This is a genomic window from Psychromonas sp. MME2, from assembly GCF_040566515.1.
In the GTDB taxonomy this organism is placed as follows: Bacteria; Pseudomonadota; Gammaproteobacteria; order Enterobacterales; family Psychromonadaceae; genus Psychromonas.
In genome coordinates this window covers 573,220-594,877 of sequence record NZ_JBEWXI010000012.1, presented here as the reverse complement: position 1 = coordinate 594,877, position 21,658 = coordinate 573,220, and the positions used below count along the sequence as shown (strand labels likewise).

Genomic DNA, 21,658 nt, shown 5'->3' with positions numbered 1-21,658 from the left:
CCTTAATAGCGAATTTTTGGATCGACAAAAGCAAGTAAAATATCAACGATCGCATTGAAGATAATGAACAGAAAACCAATTAATATGGTAACGCCCATTACTAAGGAATAATCACGGTTAAAAGCGGCATTAACAAACAACTTACCAATGCCCGGTAAACCAAAAATAGTTTCGATAACAACGGATCCAGTAATGATACCGACAAATGCAGGCCCCATATAAGAGACAACGGGTAACATTGCTGGTTTCAATGCGTGTTTCAAAACAATATAGGAGAAACTCAACCCCTTCGCTCTCGCGGTACGAATAAAATTACTATTTAAAATTTCAATCATACTACCGCGCGTAATACGTGCAAAAGTGGCCACATACATCATCGCCATCCCTAAAACAGGCAGCACAATATATTGTGAAGATCCATCAAGCCACCCCCCGGCAGGAAACCAGCCTAAATTGATAGCAAATATATAAATAAGCACGGGTGCTAGTACAAAGGATGGCATAACGATGCCGAGCATGGCCGTTGACATCACTGTGTAATCTAACCAAGTATTTTGCCGCAGCGCCGCAACAGTGCCGACCAAAACACCAAAAAAGAGGGCAAAAATAAAGGCAATAGAGCCAATGGTCGCCGAAACAGGTAAAGCAGCGCTGACCAACTCATTAACGGTAAAGTCTTTATATTTAAATGAAGGACCTAAATCACCTTGCATCACATTCGTTAAATAGGAGGCATATTGCTCCATAACTGGTTTATCAAGACCATATTTTGCATTAATATTTTGCATGACTTGTGGCGGTAAGGTGCGTTCACTGGAAAATGGGCTACCTGGTGCAAATCGCATTAAGAAAAAAGAGACAGTGATTAATATCAGCATTGTAGGTATTGCTTCAATCACCCTCTTCATGATGAATTTAAACATAATTCACTCAATTTTAGCTAAGTTAAACAAAAAAGAGGCTGCTATAGCCTCTTTGTATTCCGATACAAAAGATATTATTTCGCAATAATATACATATCTTTTGAATAAAGTTTATCTTCTGCATTATTAACCGCATAGCCGCCCACATGAGGGTTGACTAAACGAGTTGTAACATATTGATAAATTGGTGCAATCGGCATGTCTTTAGCAAGTAAAGCTTCCTGTGCGTAGTATAGTTGTTCACGCTCAGCATCGGAGGTTGTTTCAATACCACGTTTGATTAGTTCATCATATTCAGCACTTTTATAATGAATACCACCTGTAGTATTACTGCCTTCCATTAATGAGGTAAAGGTTGATGGCTCATTGTAATCACCACACCAACCAGCACGAGCAGCTTCGAAGTTACCTTGTTTTTTGGTTTCTAGGTAGGTTTTCCACTCTTGATTTTCTAGTGTCACTTCAACACCCAATGTTTTCTTCCACATTGATGCAATCGCAACGGCGAGTTTTTTATGGTTTTCACTGGTATTGTATAACAATGAGAATTTAAGAGGATTCTCTTTATTGTAGCCCGCTTCAGCTAACAATTTTTTCGCTTCTGCAATACGTTCTTTTTGCGTTAATTTACCATAAGGTGGTAATTGAGGCGCAAAGTTAGCAATGATTTCAGGTGTTAAAAAGTAAGCTGGTTTTTGTCCTTGGCCAAGTATTGCATTAGCGACGATATCACGGTCAATAGCGTAGGAGATAGCCTTACGTACACGTAGATCATCAAAAGGTGCTTTATGAGTATTAAAGTTATAATAATAAGTACACAGATTACCTTTAATGGCTAGCGACTCGGCATGTTCTTTTTGCAAACGTTTAAAGTGCTCATTTGGAATTTCATAGGTAAGGTCAATTTCACCAGAAAGGAAGCGATTCATCTCAGCCACTTGATCTTCAATAGGCAAGAATGTCACTTTGGTTAATACTGTTTTTGCATTGTCCCAGTAGTTTTTATTCGGCGTCATTTCAATGCGTTCATTAACAACCCAATTGCTAACCACAAAGGCGCCATTACCAACAAAGTTTTCAGCTTTCGTCCATTTATCGGCGAATTTTTCAACGGTCGCTTTATGGACAGGTTTCATGGTGGTATGGCCCATCATCATAACAAAATAGGGTACCGCATTGTCTAACTCAACCTGTAAAGTATAATCATCAATGGCTTTAACACCGAGAGTAGACTTATCCTTTTTACCTGTGATGATATCTGCAGCATTGGTCATGGTGGTCATTTCAAGATACCATGCATAAGGTGATGCAGTTGTCGGGTCAACGGCTCGTTGAAAGCTATAAACAAAATCATGCGCAGTGACAGGATCGCCATTTGACCATTTAGCCTCTTTACGTAAATAAAAAGTAAATGTTTTATTGTCAATGTTTTCCCAGCGCTCCGCTACGCCAGGAATTGTATTACCATCAGCATCTTGGTTAACTAAACCTTCTAATAAATCACGAATTACATGAGATTCAGGTACCCCCTCTGTTTTATGTGGATCAATCGAAGCGACTTCAGTGCCATTACCACGCACAAGTTCTTGTTTAGCGGCAAGCTTGACACCAGCAGGAACATTTGCGGCAAAGGTTGTGATAGAGGTTGCAGCCAAAGAAAGTCCGGCAGCTAAAAGTAGGGATTGAGTTATTTTATTCTTATACATGTGTAAACTCCATTGTTTGTTTATCTTCCATAAAGTAGTCAAACTTCTTTTGATACAGTTTTTACTGATAAAAACCTGAAATCAGAAAACCAACCGAAAGCATAAATATGCACAAAAAACGCATAAGGAACCACTTTCAGCTGCATATTCACTGCATAACTACTGCATATTTGAAATCGATGCGACAGCAACATAGCATTTTATATTTGTACAACATAATTTAAGATCAATAAAATGCGATTAAAAATGCAGGAATGATAAAAAAAAAGCCATTAACTTACTTTTCCTTCATTTTTATGTTCAATTTGTAGCCGAGGAAACACGTTAAAGCAAGCTAAAAGCTAATAACAAAGTGAGAATCGAGAGTGGAGAGCATATTCAATTTATGCACTTCTGCACTTAATGATAAGAAGTAATAACTAGCTATTACGATTATTTTAACCAACAAGATAAATCAAATACTTATGCGGATTGGTATAAATAAGAGGAGTTGATACCATTTACGTCAAATTACGCCTTGAATTAAGCTGTTTTTCCTACGCAAAATTTAGATCACATACTTACCGGAGTTGGTATGAGTTGAGCCGAGCTACAATGCTGATACAAAAAGCGCATCCAGTATTGGATGTCAGGTACCTTTATGAGATAAGAAAAAGGATAAAAAAATGCCGCTTACTTTCATAAACGGCAATCGATATTTACGCAAATAAATGCAAGCTTAATTAGCCATAGACAGGGTTTGCTTTACAGAACGTGGCAACTTTCACTTTCACACTCTCAATAGCGGCTGCTAATTTCTCTTCGTCTTTAATCGCATCAAGAATATCACAGATCCACCCAGCCAATTCAGTTGCATCCACAGGTGTTGCACCGCGACGCGTGAATGCAGGTGTACCAATACGTAACCCAGAAGTTACAAATGGCGAGCGAGGATCGTTAGGTACTGAGTTTTTATTTACCGTGATATGAGCAAGTCCTAATGCGGCATCCGCTTCTTTACCTGTAATATCTTGGCTGATTAAATCCACTAGGAACAAGTGGTTTTCAGTTCCGTTAGAGACTATTTTATAACCGCGCTCTTGGAATACTTTTACCATCGCTTTTGCATTATCTAACACGGCTTGTTGATAAACTTTAAACTCAGGCTCTGCACACTCTTTGAATGCAACCGCTTTAGCTGCGATAACATGCATTAATGGGCCACCTTGACCACCCGGGAATACTGCCGAGTTAAGTTTTTTCTCAATCTCTTCGTTTGCTTTGGCAAGAATTAAACCACCACGAGGACCGCCCAATGTTTTATGGGTTGTTGTCGTTACAACATCAGCAAAAGGAACCGGGTTAGGATAAAGACCCGCAGCCACTAAACCTGCTACGTGTGCCATATCTACAAATAGGTAAGCACCTACTTTATCGGCAATTTCACGGAATTTAGACCAATCAATAATACCCGAGTATGCAGAAAAACCAGCGACAATCATTTTAGGTTTATGTTCAACCGCTAATGCTTCCACTTCAGCATAATCAATTAAACCTGACTCAGGATTAATGCCATATTGAATTGCGTTGTAAATTTTACCAGAAAAACTAACAGATGCACCGTGTGTTAAATGACCACCGTGCGCAAGACTCATCCCTAAAACAGTATCACCGGGTGCACAAAGTGCTTGGTAAACTGCAGAGTTAGCTTGTGAACCGGCATGAGGTTGCACGTTTGCGTAATCGGCACCAAATAGTGATTTAGCACGTTCAATCGCTAATGACTCAGCTACATCAACATACTCACAACCACCGTAGTAACGTTTACCAGGGTAACCTTCTGCATATTTGTTAGTTAACTGACTACCTTGCGCTTCCATTACACGAGGGCTAGTGTAATTTTCTGATGCAATAAGTTCAATATGCTCTTCTTGACGCTGAACTTCATCTGTCATTGATTTCCATAATTCCGGATCGTAATCTGCAATATTCATATCGCGGTTAAACATGCGCATCTCCTGCTAAAAATGGTAGGTATCTAATAAAATCTAAATGATTCTGTGATGTAGCTCATTTTACGCAAAGTTTTGTCACTTGCATAGCGTAAAAAAATTAATTTTTTTGGGATTTAAGATGAACAAAATTCATAGTAAATAAGTAACAATGAAGATCATTAATTAAAATAAATCCGTACAGCTTTTTTACCGTATTCTATAAAATGACAAGTAATAAAGTTTAACCATTTATAACCATGATACTTAAAAATACTAGGAGCTGATTTCCATGTTCTACAGCCGCTAACTAGCAAAGCATCTAGAGGTGACAGGGTTATATTTTAACAAGCATCGTTTTTTGTAGTTGTGAGATAAAGTAACGTACGGCAATGGGCATAAATAAACCAAAACAGATATAAATAGCCCACATAGATGCTGACTTGTAATGCACTAATGCCAATATTTTATCGTATTCATAGTAACCCAACTGCACCATGAAAAGATCAATAATCACAAAAGCCAACATATGCATCGTCATAATATCTTTGGAATGTAAACCGATCGCTTTTAAAGCTCGATTGTTTACCGATACGCTTAAAAAATACGCAACGGAAAATAAGCTAAAACACCCTAGTAATGCACTAACAAGATGGATAGAAAAACCATCTGGGTATTGACTCCAAGACATGCCCAAACGATGAAAAGAGTCATTACCAACGAAGGTAAACATCAATAGTACAGAGATAATGAAGATGTTAAATGAGGCAAATATCTTAAGGTTATTTTGAATTACATATCCAATAGCCAAATACATGTAAGCAACACCTAACTGACAAACAAAATTAATCAACCAATACTCTTTCGGGTTTGGCCAATATTTTTTCACATCAAATAGAGGGGCAACTTCGGCAATTGCAACATAACCGACCAACAGTCCCATAACTAAACACAATAAAGGAACAAAACGCGGCTGCAGATAGGAAAGCATCAAAGTAATCTGCATCTTAAAGAGTGAAGAGATGAGAAAAAATGCAACCAAAAACCAAGCCACCATAAATAAGCTGTTATTATGCATATTGCTTTGAAGCGCAAATTCTAACGGATTAAATTGCCCACTATCAGAAAAACGAAGCACAATTTTTGTAGCAAATATATGGTTAATAACCCAAGTAACTAAACCAATCACCATATACCAAATGGCCATATACAATATATATTTTGTAACACAGTCTTTCAGCCACTTTTTCACATCACGAATCGGTTTCATCACAATGCCACCGATAATAAAAAAAATCGGCATATGGTAAATATAGGGATCATAAATATCCAATGGCATCCAATTATAGTGGCCAATCACCACGGTGATCATGGCAAGTGCTTTGGAGTAAGTAATAAAAAGGGAGTGTTGTTCGGTAAATTTAATATCCACAGCTTAAATATTCGTTTAGTAAAGAAATGTTTTGTGCATTAGTTAAGCATACATAGATAGCCTTGTATCAAAATAGATAGCAAAAACCGCATAACATCACAATTTTTGCCCATATTTTTTTAGATTAAAATTATAATTTTGGCAAATTCGGTACGCGGCCTACTTCGCATGTGATTAGCTATTTATATTTTTAGATATTTCCCCTATTATTCTTACATTTTCAATATGCTAACAAGGGGTCCCTAAATGGCACCATTACCAGATAAATTCATATTTTCAATGAATCGGGTGAGTAAAGTTGTTCCTCCGAAACGTACCATCCTTAAAGATATATCGCTCAGCTTCTTCCCTGGCGCAAAAATCGGCGTACTGGGTTTAAATGGCTCAGGTAAATCAACACTTTTGCGCATTATGGCTGGTGTTGATAAAGAGTATGATGGTGAAGCTCGTGCTTTCCCTGGCACTAAAATTGGTTACTTACCACAGGAGCCCGTACTTGACCTAAACAAAAACGTGCGCGAAATAATCGAAGAAGCAGTTAGCGAAGTAAAAAACGCACTCACTGAGTTAGATAGTGTTTATGCCGCCTATGCTGAAGCAGATGCCGACTTTGATGCATTAGCAAAACGCCAAGGTGAACTCGAAGCGATTATCGAAGTTCACGATGGTCATAACTTAGATAACCAATTAGAACGCGCAGCAGATGCGTTACGTTTACCCCCTTGGGATGCTAAAGTAAATCTATTATCGGGTGGTGAACGTCGTCGCGTTGCACTATGTCGACTACTGCTTGAAAAACCTGACATGTTATTATTAGATGAACCAACCAACCATTTAGATGCTGAATCCGTTGCATGGTTAGAACGTTTTCTACATGATTACGAAGGCACCGTTGTCGCCATTACCCATGACCGTTACTTCTTAGATAATGTCGCAGGTTGGATCTTAGAGTTAGACCGTGGCTACGGTATTCCTTGGGAGGGTAACTACTCATCATGGCTAGAGCAAAAAGATGAACGGTTAAAACAAGAAGGCGCACAGGAAAAAGCACGTCAGCGTCAAATTGAAACCGAGCTTGAATGGGTGCGCTCTAATGCGAAAGGTCGCCAATCGAAAAGTAAAGCGCGTATGGCTCGCTTTGAAGAACTTAATAATCAAGATTACCAAAAACGTAATGAAACCAATGAGCTATTTATTCCACCAGGCCCTCGTTTAGGCACACAAGTCGTTGATGTTAGCCATCTTAAAAAGTCATTTGATGGACGTGTGTTGATTGATGATTTGAGCTTTAGCATTCCACAGGGTGCCATAGTTGGGATTATTGGAGCAAATGGTGCAGGGAAATCGACCCTATTTAAAATGCTATCAGGCACAGAACAACCCGACTCAGGCGAAATCAAAATAGGTGAAACGGTACAACTTGCCAGTGTCGATCAGTTCCGTGATCACATGGATGATAAAATCACCGTTTTCCAAGAAGTATCAGGAGGCAGCGATATTATTCAAATTGGTAATACCGAAATTCCAAGTCGCGCATACCTAGGCCGTTTTAACTTTAAAGGTACCGATCAACAAAAAATAGTGGGTGACCTTTCTGGTGGTGAACGCGGCCGTTTACATCTTGCTAAACTATTAAAATCAGGTGGTAATCTACTGCTCCTCGATGAACCAACCAATGATCTGGATATAGAAACTTTACGCGCTTTAGAAAATGCCCTACTCGGTTTTCCTGGTTGTGTGATGGTCATTTCCCATGACCGTTGGTTCTTAGATAGAATCTCTACTCATATCATCGATTACCGTGATGAAGGGCAGATTAACTTCTATGAAGGTAACTTTACAGAATATGAAGCGTGGTTGAAAAAAACCTATGGTGCCGCTGCGATTGAACCGCATCGAATAAAGTACAAACGTATATCGTGACTTTAACCATAAAAATGATAAGCCTCTAAGATAGAGGCTTTTTTATCATGGTAGTAAAGGTAAATGGCCCGTTTTAACCAAAATAATGGTCTCTTCTTTAACAAAGGGACAGTGGCCACTCATGTGAGGTGAACGGATCCAACTATTTGCAGGACACTCGCCAAATTCATCGATAAAAACACCAGATAAGACTAATATTTCCTCACCACCGAAATGTTTATGGGGCTGAAAACGTTCATTAGCAGGCCACTTAACTAACGCAACATGCTCATGAGCAAATTCATGTAATGGCATCACTTGTAGGCCACCTATCCCCGCTAGCCACATAGAATTATTGGTATCAATATTAACCTGTTGATTGTCTTCAGGTGAAAATTGATTCAGTTTCACAAAAATCGTACAACCTTCACGACTAAAGGGAGTATGGGTACTACCGGGTGGGTTACGGATATAGGAGCCGCTTGGATAGTCACCATTTTCATCGGAAAATACACCTTCAAGCACGTAAATTTCTTCACCCTTTGGATGCAAATGAGCCTTAAAAGAGGATTGCGCTTTATAACGAACAATACTCGTTGTGTGCCCTGATTCTTTTGCTTCTCTTTCTAGCGGCTTACGTAAAACATTAGGGGATGGGCTAATAACCCACTCCATTTGATTACTATCCACAACAATTCGTTTGCTAAAATCCATATTCAACATGTAATTTTCCTCAAATATAGTTGGCTAAAAAAGGTCAAATGCCCCGAGTATAAATAAAAGAAGTGGGTAGAAAAAACAGGTAGGGTATAAATTAAAAGGCAAAGCGAATGCTTTGCCTTGTTATTAACAACTTACTTATGAACATGAACATCCATTTGTGGGAATGGAATATGTAAACCTTCTTTGGCAAAGGTTTTATAAACATTTTCATTCATATCAAAGAAAACGCCCCAATAATCACTGGATTCAACCCATGCTCGAACGGCAAAATTTACCGAACTATCAGCTAATGCAGAAACAACAATCACCACTTCAGGATCTTCAAAATTCGCGCATCGGCATCACATAATTTACGGATAACCGCACGAGCCTGATCCAAATCATCGCCATAGGCAACACCAATAGTCCAATCAACTCGACGACGGCCTTCCGTTGAAAAATTAACCATAGATCCCGTAGATAAGCCACCATTTGGTAAAATAATGGTTTTGTTGTCAGGGGTTTTTAAGATGGTATTAAAAATTTGGATCTCTTTAACCGCCCCCACATAACCCTGTGCATCAATGACATCACCAACTTTAAAAGGTTTAAAGATTAGGATCATCACGCCACCAGCAAAATTTTGTAAGGTACCCGATAATGCCATGCCCACGGCTAAACCAGCAGCTGCTAAAATGGCAATGAAAGAGGTCATTTCAATACCCAGCATGCCTAACACGGTAATCGCCAATAATACCTTAAGCGTCATGCCAAAAAGGCTAGCTAAAAAAGGTTTTAGGGAGACATCAAGATTACTCTTGTTCATCACCTTATTTGCACCACTAATCAGTAGCTTAATCACCCACATACCGACAACCCAAACGACAATGGCTGCAATTACTTTAGGGCCATATTCTAAGACTATTTCTGTTCCTAAATTGATTATACTTTCTACGTCCATATACTGCTCCTTGCTAAAATAAATCCGAATTGGATATGCAAAACAAATTAATACATTTATATTGTTTTGTAAAATATTTGTGATTTATAAATTAAATTAATTAACCTTACCACTCACTAAAATGAATGCGACTGTCATTTTTAATGATTAATCACGAAAATTATTAAACTGGAAAGCGGCATCTAATTCAGCGCCTTTCACAAGTGCCATAACAGATTGTAAATCATCACGCTTTTTGCCAGTCACACGTAACTGCTCACCCTGTACAGCAACTTGTACTTTCGCTTTACTATCTTTGATAAGTTTGATCAGCTTTTTAGACGTGGGTTGGTCTATTCCCTGAGCGAAAGTTACATTTTGTGTCCATGTTTTTCCACTCGCATTGGCTGTATCTAAACTCATGGCACGAGAATCGACTCCGCGTTTAATAAGGTTAGTACGCAACATATCAGCCAAATGACGTAATTGCGAGTCATGCTCAGCGGTCAATTTTACAACATCTTTTGTTAACGTTATGCTCGCTTTTACACCACGAAAGTCAAAACGCGTGTCTAATTCACGACCGGCATTGTCAACGGCATTTTGAACTTCAGACATATTTATTTCTGAAACGATATCAAATGAAGGCATATTGTATTCCTATAAAGTAAATTTAATAATTGAGGCATAAGTTACCAGAAAAAAAGAGATTCATCTATGTTATGATCTGGCAAAGTAAGTATTTAAAGGTAAATAGCATGTGGCAAATAATAGGCGCTGGCGCAATAGGTTGTTTATGGGCTGCCAATTTAAAACGCATCGGTGAAGATGTTCATTTAATTATGCGCAGAGCCGCACAAAGTAATGCACTCTGCTATCAAGATTTACAGCAACAAATAACAGAGGTAGCAATTTCCTGTAGTGCATCATTAAAAAATGATTACGATCCTATTCTAGTTTGCGTCAAAGCAACGCAAGTTGAACAGGCCATAGTGACGCAACGTACACTAATTAGCGACAAACAACCCATTATTTTAATGCATAACGGTATGGGGTGTGCCGAAAAAGTCGCCAAACTGTTGCCTACAAATCCAATTATTTGTGCAACGACGGCCAATGCGAGTTACTGAACTCTCAGCTTAAATATACAACAAACGGGAGTTGGCCCTACCTATTTAGGCGCTTACAATGATTTAGCGATACCATTTAAAGATCTCATTTTGCCATTAAATAAAGCATTAAATGAGACCCATTGGGTTGATAATATCAATGAAAAATTGTGGTTAAAACTGTTAATTAATGTTGCCATAAACCCATTAACTGCAATCTACCAAGTTAAAAATGGTCAACTACTCGCCCCTGAGTTTGCAACGTTAATTAACCGAATTATCAAAGAGAGTGTGCTCATCAGTAAAGCAGAAAAGATGCCATTTTCAGAAGAAGAGCTGCTTGCGACTGTTACGCAAGTAATAAGCAAGACAGCAGAAAATTATTCATCCATGAATCGTGATATTCATTTTAAACGCAAAACAGAAAATGAATATATAAGCGGTTATTTATTAGCAAAGGCAGCTAAACACGCGATCAACGTGCCAACAATTGCCAAGCTACATCAAAAAATCGATCAATACAGCCTCTACAAAGAGGGAGAATCACTAAGTAATTCAATTAAATAGTTAGAGAGTTGGCGATTAATATTATCCTCTAAACGCGGTATAAGTAGCTCTTTTTGTTTAGCGGACACTTTTACGGGCCAGCGTTTATGGCTGAGCATGACACCTTTATCTGCAATGGATAAAGTATAACTCCCGCGCACCCAATACCAACCATCAAGTAAGGTCGGTTCAGTAACGTCTATATCTGCATTTATCTGTAAATCAGCATATTCAACTACGGTGATGCCTAATTGCGCCAATCCACCTTGAATGCTTCTTTTATGACCATCATGGTCGAGTTGTACACTTATTTTTATGGCCGCTAATTTTTCGACGATCAACTGCTCAAGTTTACTATTAGAAAAATCACTCTCAATGCCAGACACGCCCACCTGTTTAAGTTGTAAATTAGCCATCGAGCGCGTTAACTGTAAATCACGCGCTTTACGTAGCGCATTTAAAGAGGCGAGTTCATTGGTGGCGCCCTGACGGCTAAACTCCACCAACTTTAGCGTTGCTTGATCCAAATCCATTATTGATTCGCTTAAACTTAATGCCGCTTTGCGTTTGTTTAACACAGCTAAAGCATAGTATTCGCCCTCTGGGCTTAACCATGTCTCTTTTATCTCAACACCACTGATAACTTGATCTGTCTCGGTTTGGATACTTCGACGTAACTCAGTCGAGCTTTCCATGCTGACACCTAAGGCACTTTGCTGTTTAGTCGCCTCCGTTAATGTATTGGTTTGTGCGTTAACATTAACTAAAAATATTTCGGCCAGATTAGCAATGGCATTTTGCGTCGCACGATCACGCTTATCTGATTGCCCTACAGCCGTTAAATAATCTTGAGCAGCATAGTCTTGGCTGGCGTTATCAATCCATGTGGGGCGTTGTTGGGCTGAATTAAAACTACATCCATAAACAAACAAACAGCTAATAAATATAATTAAAGTGCGGGATAATTTTTTATACATAGCATACTCTTTATAAATCTACTGTTGATAATGAAATACTGAATTAGACAAACCATTAATTAACAAAATATTTTGAGAACCTTTTTCGATTGGCACAACTTTAATTGCATCACCATTATTTTGAACTGATACCCCATTTTCATTGGTCTCTAAATAAGTAAATTGTATGTTTGATGGTAAGGTATTCCAGCTGCGCAAATCAGCTATCTCTGTTAATAGTGTAGCCATATTAACAATCAATCCCAACAAGGGTTCTACATCATTACTCGTATCGACTAATTTGTACTTACTCAACGCCCTCGCCGTCGTCATTAATAGTATAGAAGGATAATCGTCGGACAAATCATCCCTCACTATACCTTCGACATCCTCAACTAACTCTGTGTTTGCTTGCTGCTCTTTTAAAACTAAATTAGCCCTTTTTAGGGGGTAATTTTTTACCGGATAACTCGGAACAGAAATACGAATAACTTGCTCCCCATCATCAACGGGCACCATCAGTGATTTCTGTATTTTATGACTTACGATACCATCAAAGTAAAAGGCAAAAATGCGACTTTTACTATTTTCAGTGGGAAGTGCTAAATTGGCAAATTGCTTTCGATATTGATTATATTGAGCTTGATCACCAATTTTAAAGCTCATACGTAACAGTGATTTTTTTAACCCTAAGGGTAAAGCATATCCTCGTTGCTTTATAATATCAGCGGCAAATTTATAACTAATTAAGGCATTTGATTGTTCATCGAGCATTTCATAAATAACCGCAGACAACAAGTGAGCGCTCGCCAACTGACCTAATAACTCTTGCCGATTAGCCAGCTTCTTCATCGCAACATCCGCTTGCAGTACCTCGACACGCGCCCCATCAATATCATTATTGAATAGGTAGCTAAAAGCTAACATGGTATGCACCATCACTTTATCAGTGGGATAACCACTATAGTTGCGCAAAGTTTCACTAATAGTCGCTGCCGCAAAGTTTTCACTGACCGATGCTGCTTCTAAAACCGCCATTTCACGCTTAGCAAGCGTTAATATATCAATCGCATCATGAAAATGACCGCTTAATAAATAGACCATGCCAATATTTAGATGGAATTGTGCGGAACTACGTTCGCTTGGCTCACTCTTTTGTAATTGTTTAAGTACAGTTTGTGGTTCTTGAGAATAGAGTAAATTAGCTAGTTGAAAGCTCTCTTGCTGCTGTTGCTGCGCACAACCTACCATGGCCATGCACAGCATAATTAATATCACTTTAGGCATCCGTGAATCCGACATATTTAGTCATAAAATAGATAGCGCCATCAAGCTTAAATTATTCACGCAATTTACTATTTTTGATTAACTTCTTGATTTTTTTCTCACCAATCCAAACTTTACGATTATCTTTGATGCTTATTAACTCTAAATTAACTTGGTAATAACGCACCTGTGTTTTACCGTCAATATCAATAATCGTGTTAATTTGCCCTTGCATCATAAAATCAGCGCCATACTCTTGACCCATCTCTTTACGCGTTTCTTCCGATGCATGCAGATCTTGATCACTACGTTCATCACGAATTTCATTTCGTGCGGCTGCAGACGCAACAAACTGTACCTCGCCAGAATTAATGAGCTCACGCTCCATATTGGCAATAAAAGTGTTCGTGTTAATATGCTCATGACTAAGGTTTTTTATCTTACCGACGATGACAACGGGTTGATCACCACTTGCTGTTACAAAGTTTTTCAACCAAGCGCGAGATAATGAATCTTCAATCATCTCTTTGGCAACTAACTGTGAATCGCTATCATTCCACGCCCCACTTAAATCAACCTCTTTCTCGGCATCTAAACGTTCGACAGATGTTGAACAAGCGCTAACAAAAATAGCGACTAACGCTGCTAAGAAAATATTTTTTTTACTCTGCATTTTTTACTCCAAAGAATTATTTTATAAGATTTAATTTCCAGCAACCATTTTACCAAGCGGCTTACCACCGACTAAATGTAAGTGGATATGATAGACCTCTTGCCCACCATCTTGATTACAATTCATTATTAAACGATAACCAGATTCTGCAATCCCCTCCTGCTTCGCTAACATTTTAGCGACACTGTAAAGTTTACCTATCAATAACTCATCTTCAATTTCAATATCATTAACAGTCGCTATCAATTTATTAGGAATAATTAAAATATGTGTTGGCGCCTTTGGTGATATATCACGAAATGCGGTAACAAATTCATCCTGATAAAGCATATCAGACGGAATTTCTTTATTAATAATTTTTCTAAATATTGTCTCTTCGGCCATGTTCCCTCCGTTACGATTCATCGTTCTGTAATTGCGCCTTTACCAATACCTTCATAGGCATACACGGTGATCTTTTGTTCACTATAACGCGCTTTTATTTGCTCACAAATATAATTTGCTAACTCTTCAACGGTGGTATCTCTAGGCAACACTTCAGCTCGACTAGCTGGGAGCAAAAGTTCAAAATACCCTTGTTGTGCATGGTAAGCGGTACATAATTTATCGCTTTTATTCTGTAATACAATAAAAGACAAATCCCCCTTATCTATCACATCTTCAGCACTAACAAGGTAAATATCGCGCCAACGGTTAGCCCAATCCTTGACCAAGGCATCACTGTAAACATCATCAATATAGATATCTATTTTAGAACGATGTCCGTGAGCGATACGTTGACAGTTACCATTATGCTTCTTTAGACCATGAGTATAATGATAGTAAGGTGTTGCAATCTGTTCATTTCTTAATTTCACTTCAAGCCCGGTAATATTATCAGGCAGTTGCAATAAAATAACTTGCTCAAGATAGGTTTCTAATAATTCAAGTGTGACGGTTTCACTCTCTAATAAACAATAGGCTTCATTGGGGCATTTTAATTGAATAGCGCTATTATCATTGAGAATATAATTAACCTGAGAGCGTTCAGCTCCAAGGATCACACTGCAATTTTCAGCGGCATGTGGCACAAGCAACTTATGATCTACCTCGGCATCAATGATCGCTTTAATTTTCTTTTTCACCAATGAAAAATCAAGTATCATCGATTGTTCATTGAGCTTACCGTCAAGCGTTATATCAACTTGATAACTCTCTCCAACGAAGCCTCGTTGTGCATCTAAGTATGATGCATCAATAACCGTTAAATCACGTACAAATAATTTCATTCTTCTCTCATTAATTTAGTAATATAGTCATCATACTTCAAGGTACAAAGTCAGTAAGAAACAAAATACTGAGCTGCATGGCATAACTATGCTATTTTCTTGCCCTACGGGGCGCTAGCCCGAAAACCAATGCTGCGTTGTCAAACTCGAAAAACGAATAACAATTCCCTCATTTTACATGAGGCTCAGGTGTCCGAGTTGGCGCCAGACAAGCATCTGGAGATAACATGGGGATAAGCATTAAAATGGTGCTGTATCGTCATTTTCAAGACGGCTATCTGACTCACCAACATCACCATCCCGCTTCAACTGCTCGCGAAGATTAGGTGGGATCCCTTGAATAGTTAGGGTATCGCTATCCGCATCATAATGTATACGTTCACCAAGATGTTTTTGGTCAAAACTAATGCTAATTCCGCCCCCCTGCCCGACATATTTCGTTAATTTACGCATCACACTACGATCAGCAGGAAAACTATTTTCCAATTGATAATCTTCGCTGACAAAATCATAAAAACTACCTTCGAGTTTAGGCGACTCTTGCAGTTGCTCTGATAATACCGAAAGATCAATATCATCACCTTGTTTTAATTGCTCTTTACAATATTCAAAGGCAACTTCCCTTACCTCTTGTTTTTGCGTTATCGGCAAAGCTTCTTTATCACAAAATGCTTCGACCGCTTTCATTAAGCCTTGATTTTGAGCTTTAGCATCAAAACCTTCTTGCGCCCCCATAAAGTCCAAGAAAAAATCAGACACTTGACGCCCAACACGCCCTTTTATAAAGGAGATATAGCGATTTGATTCCGGATCACGAGCAAACAAGGTTAAATCAATACGTGCAACCAGTTGGATTTTAGTCGTTTCAATGTGCTGGCTGACCTGCAATTCTAAATTATCGTTAACACTAACAGACTCATTATTGTGCAATAACGCGATAAATAGATATTCACTAGCAGTCCAACTGTATTTACTAATTAACAATACGCCCTGCTCAGCAAAGTCATACTTTTGTAATTCAGTCACCAAGCAAGTTGCCGCTTGTTGCGATAAACTGACAAAGTCGAGCTCGCCAGCCATCTCTTTTTCTAATGCATCACGAAATAGCGACTCTTTTTCACTATCAGCGGTAAAAGAAGCGAATGCTTTATTCGTTTTACTTTGATAAGTACGATGCAACTCACTTAAAAAAGATTCAATTGATGGTGATATTGGCAATTCACCTTCACGCATTTTACACTGTAGTACACCCTCAGGGCTGTAATTCAATGAATGAAGAATAATGTTCGTTGCAGAGATATTCATAACAAGTGCACCAGATAAAAAAAGTAATTAGTCTGTATGGATTATACAGATACAAACAGCCAATAGTAGCAAGCAAGATACCGATATTGAAAATTTTGCTAATAAAAATAAAAACTAGGTTACCTTTGCCATTGCTATGTTATTATAAAATTATTTATTACTAACGAGTTAACCAATTACTATGCCAATTATTTCTAAGTATTCTAATAAAAAAATTGAAAAAATCTTAAATGAAGTTTTACAAGTATTACATGATAATGATGTCTCCATTGACCTAAGTCTGATGATTTTGGGCAATAGCATTACACATATCATTAATAATAATGTTCCCGTTAACAAACGTGCTGAAATTGGTGAAAAATTTGTTGATGCCTTCACCGCCTCACTTAAAACAGAAGAAAAATAATTAATATGGTTGAAACGGGTAATAAATTCCACGATAACGCCTCTCGCTTAATCAGCTGGGGGCATTGGTTTACTTTTTTTAACCTCATACTCATTTCATTAATCAGCCTTCGCTATATAAAATATGCCGGATTAGCTGACACGCCTGTGGGAATCGCATATCAATTCATTAGCCTAATTGGCCATGCTAGTTTTTTATGCGCAGTGGTATTTGTTGTAATACTCTTTCCCCTGGCGTTTATTATACGAATGCAACGCTTATACCGATTATTAGCAATAATAATAAGTACCGCAGCGTTAACGTTATTAATTGTAGACACACAAATATTCAAGCTATATAGCTTCCATATTACCCCTTTAATTTGGCAATTTTTACAACGTCCAGAACAGGTTGAGCAAATTTACTCAATCAATTTGCACTACATATCTATTCCTATAATTTTCGCCATTGAATTAGCTATCTCTTATTTTGTTTGGCGTAAACGTCGCGTATTGCAAGCTAAAGCCATTGGTAAGCCGATCGCTATATTCCTATTTACTACTTTTGTTATCACCCATTTAACGTTCATTTGGGCTGATGCAACGCAATATCGCCCAATTGTCCAACAGAAATCTATTTACCCACTCTCCTATCCTATGACGGCACGTTCATTTTTGACCAAACAAGGCTGGCTTAGCGATGAAAAATTATTAAAAAGAATTAACCAACAAAGTGCTTATGCCAATGCACAAGTCGAATATCTACACTACCCCAAAAGCACGTTATCTTTTATGAAACCACTAGCAAGCACACCTAAAAATGTCATACTCATCAGTGCAGGTGGATTACGTGCAGATATGCTCAATGAAAACAATATGCCATTTTTACATTCACTGAGTAAACAAGGATTGAATTATACAATGCATTTCAGCGGTGCGACTAATCGTTCGCAGGGAATATTTAGCTTATTCTATGGTTTACCTAATCGCTATTGGCCGGAAATAACCAGTAACTATATTCCACCTATATTAATGACTCACCTATCCAAAGAAAATTACAATTTTGGTCTTTTTTCTAGTATTGGATTTGTACATCCGGAATTTTTGCAGAGCAGTTTTAGCGAAATAAAAACACCTGAATTAGAAAATTATTCAGAACAAAATAGCAATGCGAGTAGCACACTAAAATGGCAACAGTGGATAACTAAACAACCTCAAAATGAAAAATGGTTTAGCTTTATATACTACAAGCAAGGACGTGCTGCAGCGAACAACACAACCCCATTGACGTTAACTGCGCAGTCACAAAAATTAACGCAATACCAGCAGCAAGTATTGGCGATAGATGAACAAATAAACGGGGTCATTTCAACCCTAATAAAAAAGGACTTACTCGAGAATACCATCGTTATCATCACCGGCACAAATGGCAAAACATTTGATAATCTATCCAGTAACGATGCCATGATCCATAACGCCCATGTCCCTTTAGTTGTACTTTGGCCTGGAATACAAGAACCCAGACAAATAACCCGCATGACCAGTCATGTTGATATTGTCCCCACTTTAATGGAGGCGCTATTTGGCAGTAAAGATAACCCAGATTATACAGCAGTGGTCAAAGCCTATTTGATAACAGAGAGCGCCAATATGTCCTGTCGGGCAGTACGAAAGAATATATTATTTATCAAAAAGAAAAAATAACGCGCTTTTCAAATAACGGCGAGATAGAGAGCATTAACTGGCTTGGTGATGAGCTAAACGAAGATGAAATAGACATTACCCTACTTATTGATGTACTAACCAAACTAAGGCGTTTTAATTAAGAGATATTCCCGATCAAGGCATTAGCTTACACAATAGCGATAATCTTCTATCGCTATTTTTTGTTGATCGGCTAAACCGTTAATAGTAATCCCCTCATGCTCTAACAACCAGTGTTTACGATGTAGCCCCCCCGCGTACCCTGTTAATTTACCATTGCAACCGATAACTCGATGACAGGGAATAATAATCGCAAGCGGGTTTTTAGCATTTGCTCCGCCCACTGCTTGTGATGCTTTAGGGTTGTTAATCATACGTGCAATATCAGCGTAACTAAGCAGTTGACCATAGGGGATTTTAGCTAAGCATAACCAAACAGTTTTTTGAAAATGGCTGCCATGCGGAGCAAGCGGTAAATCAAATGTTTTTCTTACCCCTGAAAAATATTCCGCAAGCTGTATCAGACATAACTCAGTGTGTTGATTCGCATTACACTCACCTATTCGGCTCGCACTAAACTCAACCTCTGTTATGCCTAGCTCAGAAGCGTGGCATTTAATCAAACCTATTGGTGTTTCGATATAATCAAAGTACATCAGTGCGACTCCCTTAAAAGAATAGTTATACCAATTCCTTTGATTATGAAATCTATCTAGGCGTGACAACAAATCGATGAAAGCGAGCGCTACTTTTTAGCAATAGCTTCACTTGCTTTTAATTGAGGCAGGGCAATAAGCTTGTTTTAATCACTTAAGAACAAGCTTATTGCAGTCGCTTTAACTCAGCCGAAATTGTAGTCAGTATCCCGACCAATATCGTAGTTAAAGTCATCGTCGTAGTCGTAGTCATCAAATGTACTATCAAGATCTAATTTCAACAGTCTCTTTTCATGCCATAACTCAATCTCTCTGCGTGTTTGCTCTTTTGAACGAACGGGCATAACCACTTCAAAATCATCGCTATTTACATCAAAATCAAGAAGGTCAATATCATCATCATCAAATAGATCATCTTCTTCTTCGTAATTCATCATAAACCTCCCAAGGTTGGTGATTGCAACTAAATAAATAATTAACCAAATTCTCAATTTTAGAAAGAGAAAAAATTTATTGTGGCTGAACAATTTTTTTTATTAAGACCGAAGCACAGAAAATACTATTTTTAACTTGCACAGATAACCTAAGTTAGCGATATTAGGGACTCATCAATACCCGATATCAATATTACATAGGAAATCATTTTGAATGACTTACTAACGCGTTGTAAAACGTACCTGTTTTGCCTCATTACAGTCGCTAGCTTAACTGCCTGCCAAGGGCTTTTTTCGAAAATAAATGATAATATTTCCGATAATAATAAAACGGAATGTGCAACGGATACGACTGCGGTTTCATTTAAAAAAGTTGCCTATTGGAATGGCGATAATAGCGATGAAATTGATAACCTCTACTACGCATCTCTGACCCACCTAATCTATGGCTATTTACAGTTTAAATCAGATGGCTCACTGGTCGCCTTCAGTGACAGTGAAATCAATGACTTTGAAGATATGATAACCTACGCACAGGGGCAAAATGTCAAAATACTAATTTCTATCGGAGGTGACAGCGGTAGCAGCGCAAACTTTAAGACAATTGCAAGCTCAAGCTCTTTAACCAAAACATGGGTAAATAACATCATTGATTTTATTGAAGATTATGATTTAAATGGTGTTGATCTCAACTGGCAATACCCAAAGGATAAGAGTGAAGGTGATTCTTTTTGAAGATTTAGTCTCCGCGCTATCTAGTAAATTACAGGATAAAGGTTATCTACTAAGTATTGCGGTTATCTCTGGTGTTGGTGATGATGAAAATTATGCCGACCTCATTGATAGCACGGTCTTTGATGATGTAAATTTTGTGAATGTCAGGGCTTTTAATACAAGTAACTCCGATAATTTACAATCATCTAAACAAGATGCAATTGATTCTATTGACTATTGGACGGAGCGTTGCTTAATTAAAAATAAACTTGTCCTAGGTATCCCCTTATTTGCTGATAACGGGGAAAGCTTTGACCAAATAGTCAATGAAAGCAGAAGTTATGCGTGCACCGATAATAGCAAAAGTCGAGATTATAATGGTATCCCCACCGTGGTCGATAAAACCGAATACGCGATGAAATATGCGGGAGGCATGATGATGCAATCGCTTGATCAAGATGCCTATAGAGAGTATCCGACCTATTCGTTGCTCGATGCAATCAAAGAAACGGTAGATGGCAACATCGTAACTATCTGCGATTAATCACACCTTAACGCTTGGCTCCACGCCAAGCGTTAATTATTTATTCGCAGGTTGTTTCGCTATTTGACTCGCAGCCCAATCATTCAGCGTTTTATATATACAAGTGCGAGGCTCTTCTTTTTTACCAATACAAGCTTCTTTAATAATTGGTTCCAATTTAATAATCAAGGCTTTATCAGAAATATAATTATTAATACAAGCATGAGCAAAAAAGCTACTAACATAATCAGGAGACAATTCTTCTGTCATTAATAAAAACCCCCTTACCTCACTTTGGAAAAATGGTCCACCCTCAGGAAATATAGTGAGCAGTTCTTGGTATTCATCAACCGCTTCGATAGCTTTTCCACTTTGCACTTGCTCTGCAATCAGCCCTGTTTGATTGGACAAAAAACCGCACATAATTTGTGATGTTTGATTGGCCATCGAGCTAAAAGAGAGAGTCAGCAAAAAGAATAATGAAAAAATCTTACCCATATTATTTTCCTAAATATATTTAAATCGAATAACAAATTACCAGCAGT

General features: G+C 38.1%; 24 protein-coding genes. 7 read left to right on the top strand and 17 right to left on the bottom strand.

The window, feature by feature from the left end; translation table 11 throughout:
• Nucleotides 1–2 precede the first annotated feature (2 nt).
• The 4 genes from oppB to AB1A03_RS13330 all read right to left on the bottom strand — a co-directional run bounded on the left by oppB (nt 3) and on the right by AB1A03_RS13330 (nt 6,031).
• Nucleotides 3–923 carry an oligopeptide ABC transporter permease OppB gene (gene oppB / locus AB1A03_RS13345; RefSeq protein ID WP_354625119.1) on the bottom strand — a complete coding sequence of 307 codons (921 nt, stop codon included), beginning with the start codon at nt 921–923 and terminating at the stop codon, nt 3–5.
• A gap of 74 nt (nt 924–997) precedes the next feature.
• Nucleotides 998–2,629: an ABC transporter substrate-binding protein gene (locus AB1A03_RS13340; RefSeq protein WP_354625118.1), complete on the bottom strand. Its 1,632-nt coding sequence runs from the start codon at nt 2,627–2,629 to the stop codon at nt 998–1,000.
• Between the two features lie 722 nt (nt 2,630–3,351).
• Entirely contained in the window at nt 3,352–4,617 is a 1,266-nt protein-coding gene (glyA, locus tag AB1A03_RS13335) for a serine hydroxymethyltransferase (protein ID WP_354625117.1), read from the bottom strand.
• Nucleotides 4,618–4,936: 319 nt separating this feature from the next.
• The gene (locus tag AB1A03_RS13330; protein WP_354625116.1) at nt 4,937–6,031 is read right to left on the bottom strand and encodes an acyltransferase family protein; all 1,095 of its coding nucleotides are present in this window, start codon (nt 6,029–6,031) and stop codon (nt 4,937–4,939) included.
• A gap of 246 nt (nt 6,032–6,277) precedes the next feature.
• On the opposite strand from AB1A03_RS13330, the gene ettA reads away from it, so the two are divergent.
• Nucleotides 6,278–7,954: an energy-dependent translational throttle protein EttA gene (gene ettA, locus AB1A03_RS13325; RefSeq protein WP_354625115.1), complete on the top strand. Its 1,677-nt coding sequence runs from the start codon at nt 6,278–6,280 to the stop codon at nt 7,952–7,954.
• A gap of 45 nt (nt 7,955–7,999) precedes the next feature.
• Here ettA and AB1A03_RS13320 read toward each other — a convergent pair whose 3' ends face one another.
• The 4 genes from AB1A03_RS13320 to AB1A03_RS13305 form a co-directional block, all read right to left on the bottom strand.
• Nucleotides 8,000–8,656, bottom strand: coding sequence for a cupin domain-containing protein (locus AB1A03_RS13320; RefSeq protein ID WP_354625114.1), 657 nt, complete (start codon nt 8,654–8,656; stop codon nt 8,000–8,002).
• A gap of 131 nt (nt 8,657–8,787) precedes the next feature.
• Nucleotides 8,788–8,967 carry a hypothetical protein gene (locus tag AB1A03_RS13315; RefSeq protein WP_354625113.1) on the bottom strand — a complete coding sequence of 60 codons (180 nt, stop codon included), beginning with the start codon at nt 8,965–8,967 and terminating at the stop codon, nt 8,788–8,790.
• Nucleotides 8,961–9,596 (bottom strand): mechanosensitive ion channel family protein, encoded by a 636-nt coding sequence (locus AB1A03_RS13310; RefSeq protein WP_354625112.1) that lies wholly within the window; start codon nt 9,594–9,596, stop codon nt 8,961–8,963. The genes AB1A03_RS13315 and AB1A03_RS13310 overlap by 7 nt, the downstream gene beginning before the upstream one ends.
• 147 nt (nt 9,597–9,743) lie before the next feature.
• Entirely contained in the window at nt 9,744–10,226 is a 483-nt protein-coding gene (locus AB1A03_RS13305; RefSeq protein ID WP_354625111.1) for a YajQ family cyclic di-GMP-binding protein, read from the bottom strand.
• Between the two features lie 107 nt (nt 10,227–10,333).
• On the opposite strand from AB1A03_RS13305, the gene AB1A03_RS13300 reads away from it, so the two are divergent.
• Both AB1A03_RS13300 and AB1A03_RS13295 read left to right on the top strand, forming a co-directional pair.
• Nucleotides 10,334–10,705 carry a ketopantoate reductase family protein gene (locus AB1A03_RS13300; RefSeq protein WP_354625110.1) on the top strand — a complete coding sequence of 124 codons (372 nt, stop codon included), beginning with the start codon at nt 10,334–10,336 and terminating at the stop codon, nt 10,703–10,705.
• 90 nt (nt 10,706–10,795) lie between these two features.
• Nucleotides 10,796–11,251 (top strand): ketopantoate reductase family protein, encoded by a 456-nt coding sequence (locus tag AB1A03_RS13295; protein WP_354625109.1) that lies wholly within the window; start codon nt 10,796–10,798, stop codon nt 11,249–11,251.
• Here AB1A03_RS13295 and AB1A03_RS13290 read toward each other — a convergent pair.
• The 6 genes from AB1A03_RS13290 to yejK all read right to left on the bottom strand — a co-directional run bounded on the left by AB1A03_RS13290 (nt 11,212) and on the right by yejK (nt 16,698).
• Nucleotides 11,212–12,207 (bottom strand): LPP20 family lipoprotein, encoded by a 996-nt coding sequence (locus tag AB1A03_RS13290; RefSeq protein ID WP_354625108.1) that lies wholly within the window; start codon nt 12,205–12,207, stop codon nt 11,212–11,214. The genes AB1A03_RS13295 and AB1A03_RS13290 overlap by 40 nt on opposite strands.
• A gap of 18 nt (nt 12,208–12,225) precedes the next feature.
• Nucleotides 12,226–13,473: a COG3014 family protein gene (locus AB1A03_RS13285; protein ID WP_354625107.1), complete on the bottom strand. Its 1,248-nt coding sequence runs from the start codon at nt 13,471–13,473 to the stop codon at nt 12,226–12,228.
• 52 nt (nt 13,474–13,525) lie between these two features.
• On the bottom strand, nt 13,526–14,125 hold the full coding sequence (locus tag AB1A03_RS13280) for a penicillin-binding protein activator LpoB (RefSeq protein WP_354625106.1): 600 nt from the start codon (nt 14,123–14,125) through the stop codon (nt 13,526–13,528).
• A gap of 30 nt (nt 14,126–14,155) precedes the next feature.
• Nucleotides 14,156–14,509, bottom strand: a complete 354-nt coding sequence (locus AB1A03_RS13275; RefSeq protein WP_354625105.1) for an HIT domain-containing protein — start codon at nt 14,507–14,509, stop codon at nt 14,156–14,158.
• 17 nt (nt 14,510–14,526) lie between these two features.
• On the bottom strand, nt 14,527–15,393 hold the full coding sequence (locus AB1A03_RS13270; protein WP_354625104.1) for a 6-carboxytetrahydropterin synthase: 867 nt from the start codon (nt 15,391–15,393) through the stop codon (nt 14,527–14,529).
• A gap of 240 nt (nt 15,394–15,633) precedes the next feature.
• Nucleotides 15,634–16,698, bottom strand: coding sequence for a nucleoid-associated protein YejK (gene yejK, locus AB1A03_RS13265; RefSeq protein ID WP_354625103.1), 1,065 nt, complete (start codon nt 16,696–16,698; stop codon nt 15,634–15,636).
• A 181-nt stretch (nt 16,699–16,879) separates the two neighbouring features.
• On the opposite strand from yejK, the gene AB1A03_RS13260 reads away from it, so the two are divergent.
• Both AB1A03_RS13260 and AB1A03_RS13255 read left to right on the top strand, forming a co-directional pair.
• Nucleotides 16,880–17,104, top strand: a complete 225-nt coding sequence (locus tag AB1A03_RS13260; RefSeq protein WP_354625102.1) for a YejL family protein — start codon at nt 16,880–16,882, stop codon at nt 17,102–17,104.
• A 5-nt stretch (nt 17,105–17,109) separates the two neighbouring features.
• On the top strand, nt 17,110–18,786 hold the full coding sequence (locus AB1A03_RS13255; protein ID WP_354625101.1) for a DUF3413 domain-containing protein: 1,677 nt from the start codon (nt 17,110–17,112) through the stop codon (nt 18,784–18,786).
• 143 nt (nt 18,787–18,929) lie between these two features.
• On the opposite strand, the gene AB1A03_RS13250 is transcribed toward AB1A03_RS13255, so the two are convergent.
• Both AB1A03_RS13250 and AB1A03_RS13245 read right to left on the bottom strand, forming a co-directional pair.
• Entirely contained in the window at nt 18,930–19,442 is a 513-nt protein-coding gene (locus AB1A03_RS13250) for a methylated-DNA--[protein]-cysteine S-methyltransferase (protein WP_354625100.1), read from the bottom strand.
• A 185-nt stretch (nt 19,443–19,627) separates the two neighbouring features.
• Nucleotides 19,628–19,879: a hypothetical protein gene (locus AB1A03_RS13245; protein ID WP_354625099.1), complete on the bottom strand. Its 252-nt coding sequence runs from the start codon at nt 19,877–19,879 to the stop codon at nt 19,628–19,630.
• A gap of 207 nt (nt 19,880–20,086) precedes the next feature.
• Here AB1A03_RS13245 and AB1A03_RS13240 point away from each other — a divergent pair, with 207 nt between their 5' ends.
• Together AB1A03_RS13240 and AB1A03_RS13235 are read left to right on the top strand one after the other, a co-directional pair.
• The gene (locus tag AB1A03_RS13240) at nt 20,087–20,611 is read left to right on the top strand and encodes a glycoside hydrolase family 18 protein (protein ID WP_354625098.1); all 525 of its coding nucleotides are present in this window, start codon (nt 20,087–20,089) and stop codon (nt 20,609–20,611) included.
• Nucleotides 20,592–21,134: a glycosyl hydrolase family 18 protein gene (locus AB1A03_RS13235; protein ID WP_354625097.1), complete on the top strand. Its 543-nt coding sequence runs from the start codon at nt 20,592–20,594 to the stop codon at nt 21,132–21,134. Before AB1A03_RS13240 ends, AB1A03_RS13235 begins: the two co-directional genes overlap by 20 nt.
• Before the next feature lie 36 nt (nt 21,135–21,170).
• Here AB1A03_RS13235 and AB1A03_RS13230 read toward each other — a convergent pair whose 3' ends face one another.
• The gene (locus AB1A03_RS13230; RefSeq protein WP_354625096.1) at nt 21,171–21,611 is read right to left on the bottom strand and encodes a hypothetical protein; all 441 of its coding nucleotides are present in this window, start codon (nt 21,609–21,611) and stop codon (nt 21,171–21,173) included.
• Nucleotides 21,612–21,658 lie beyond the last annotated feature (47 nt).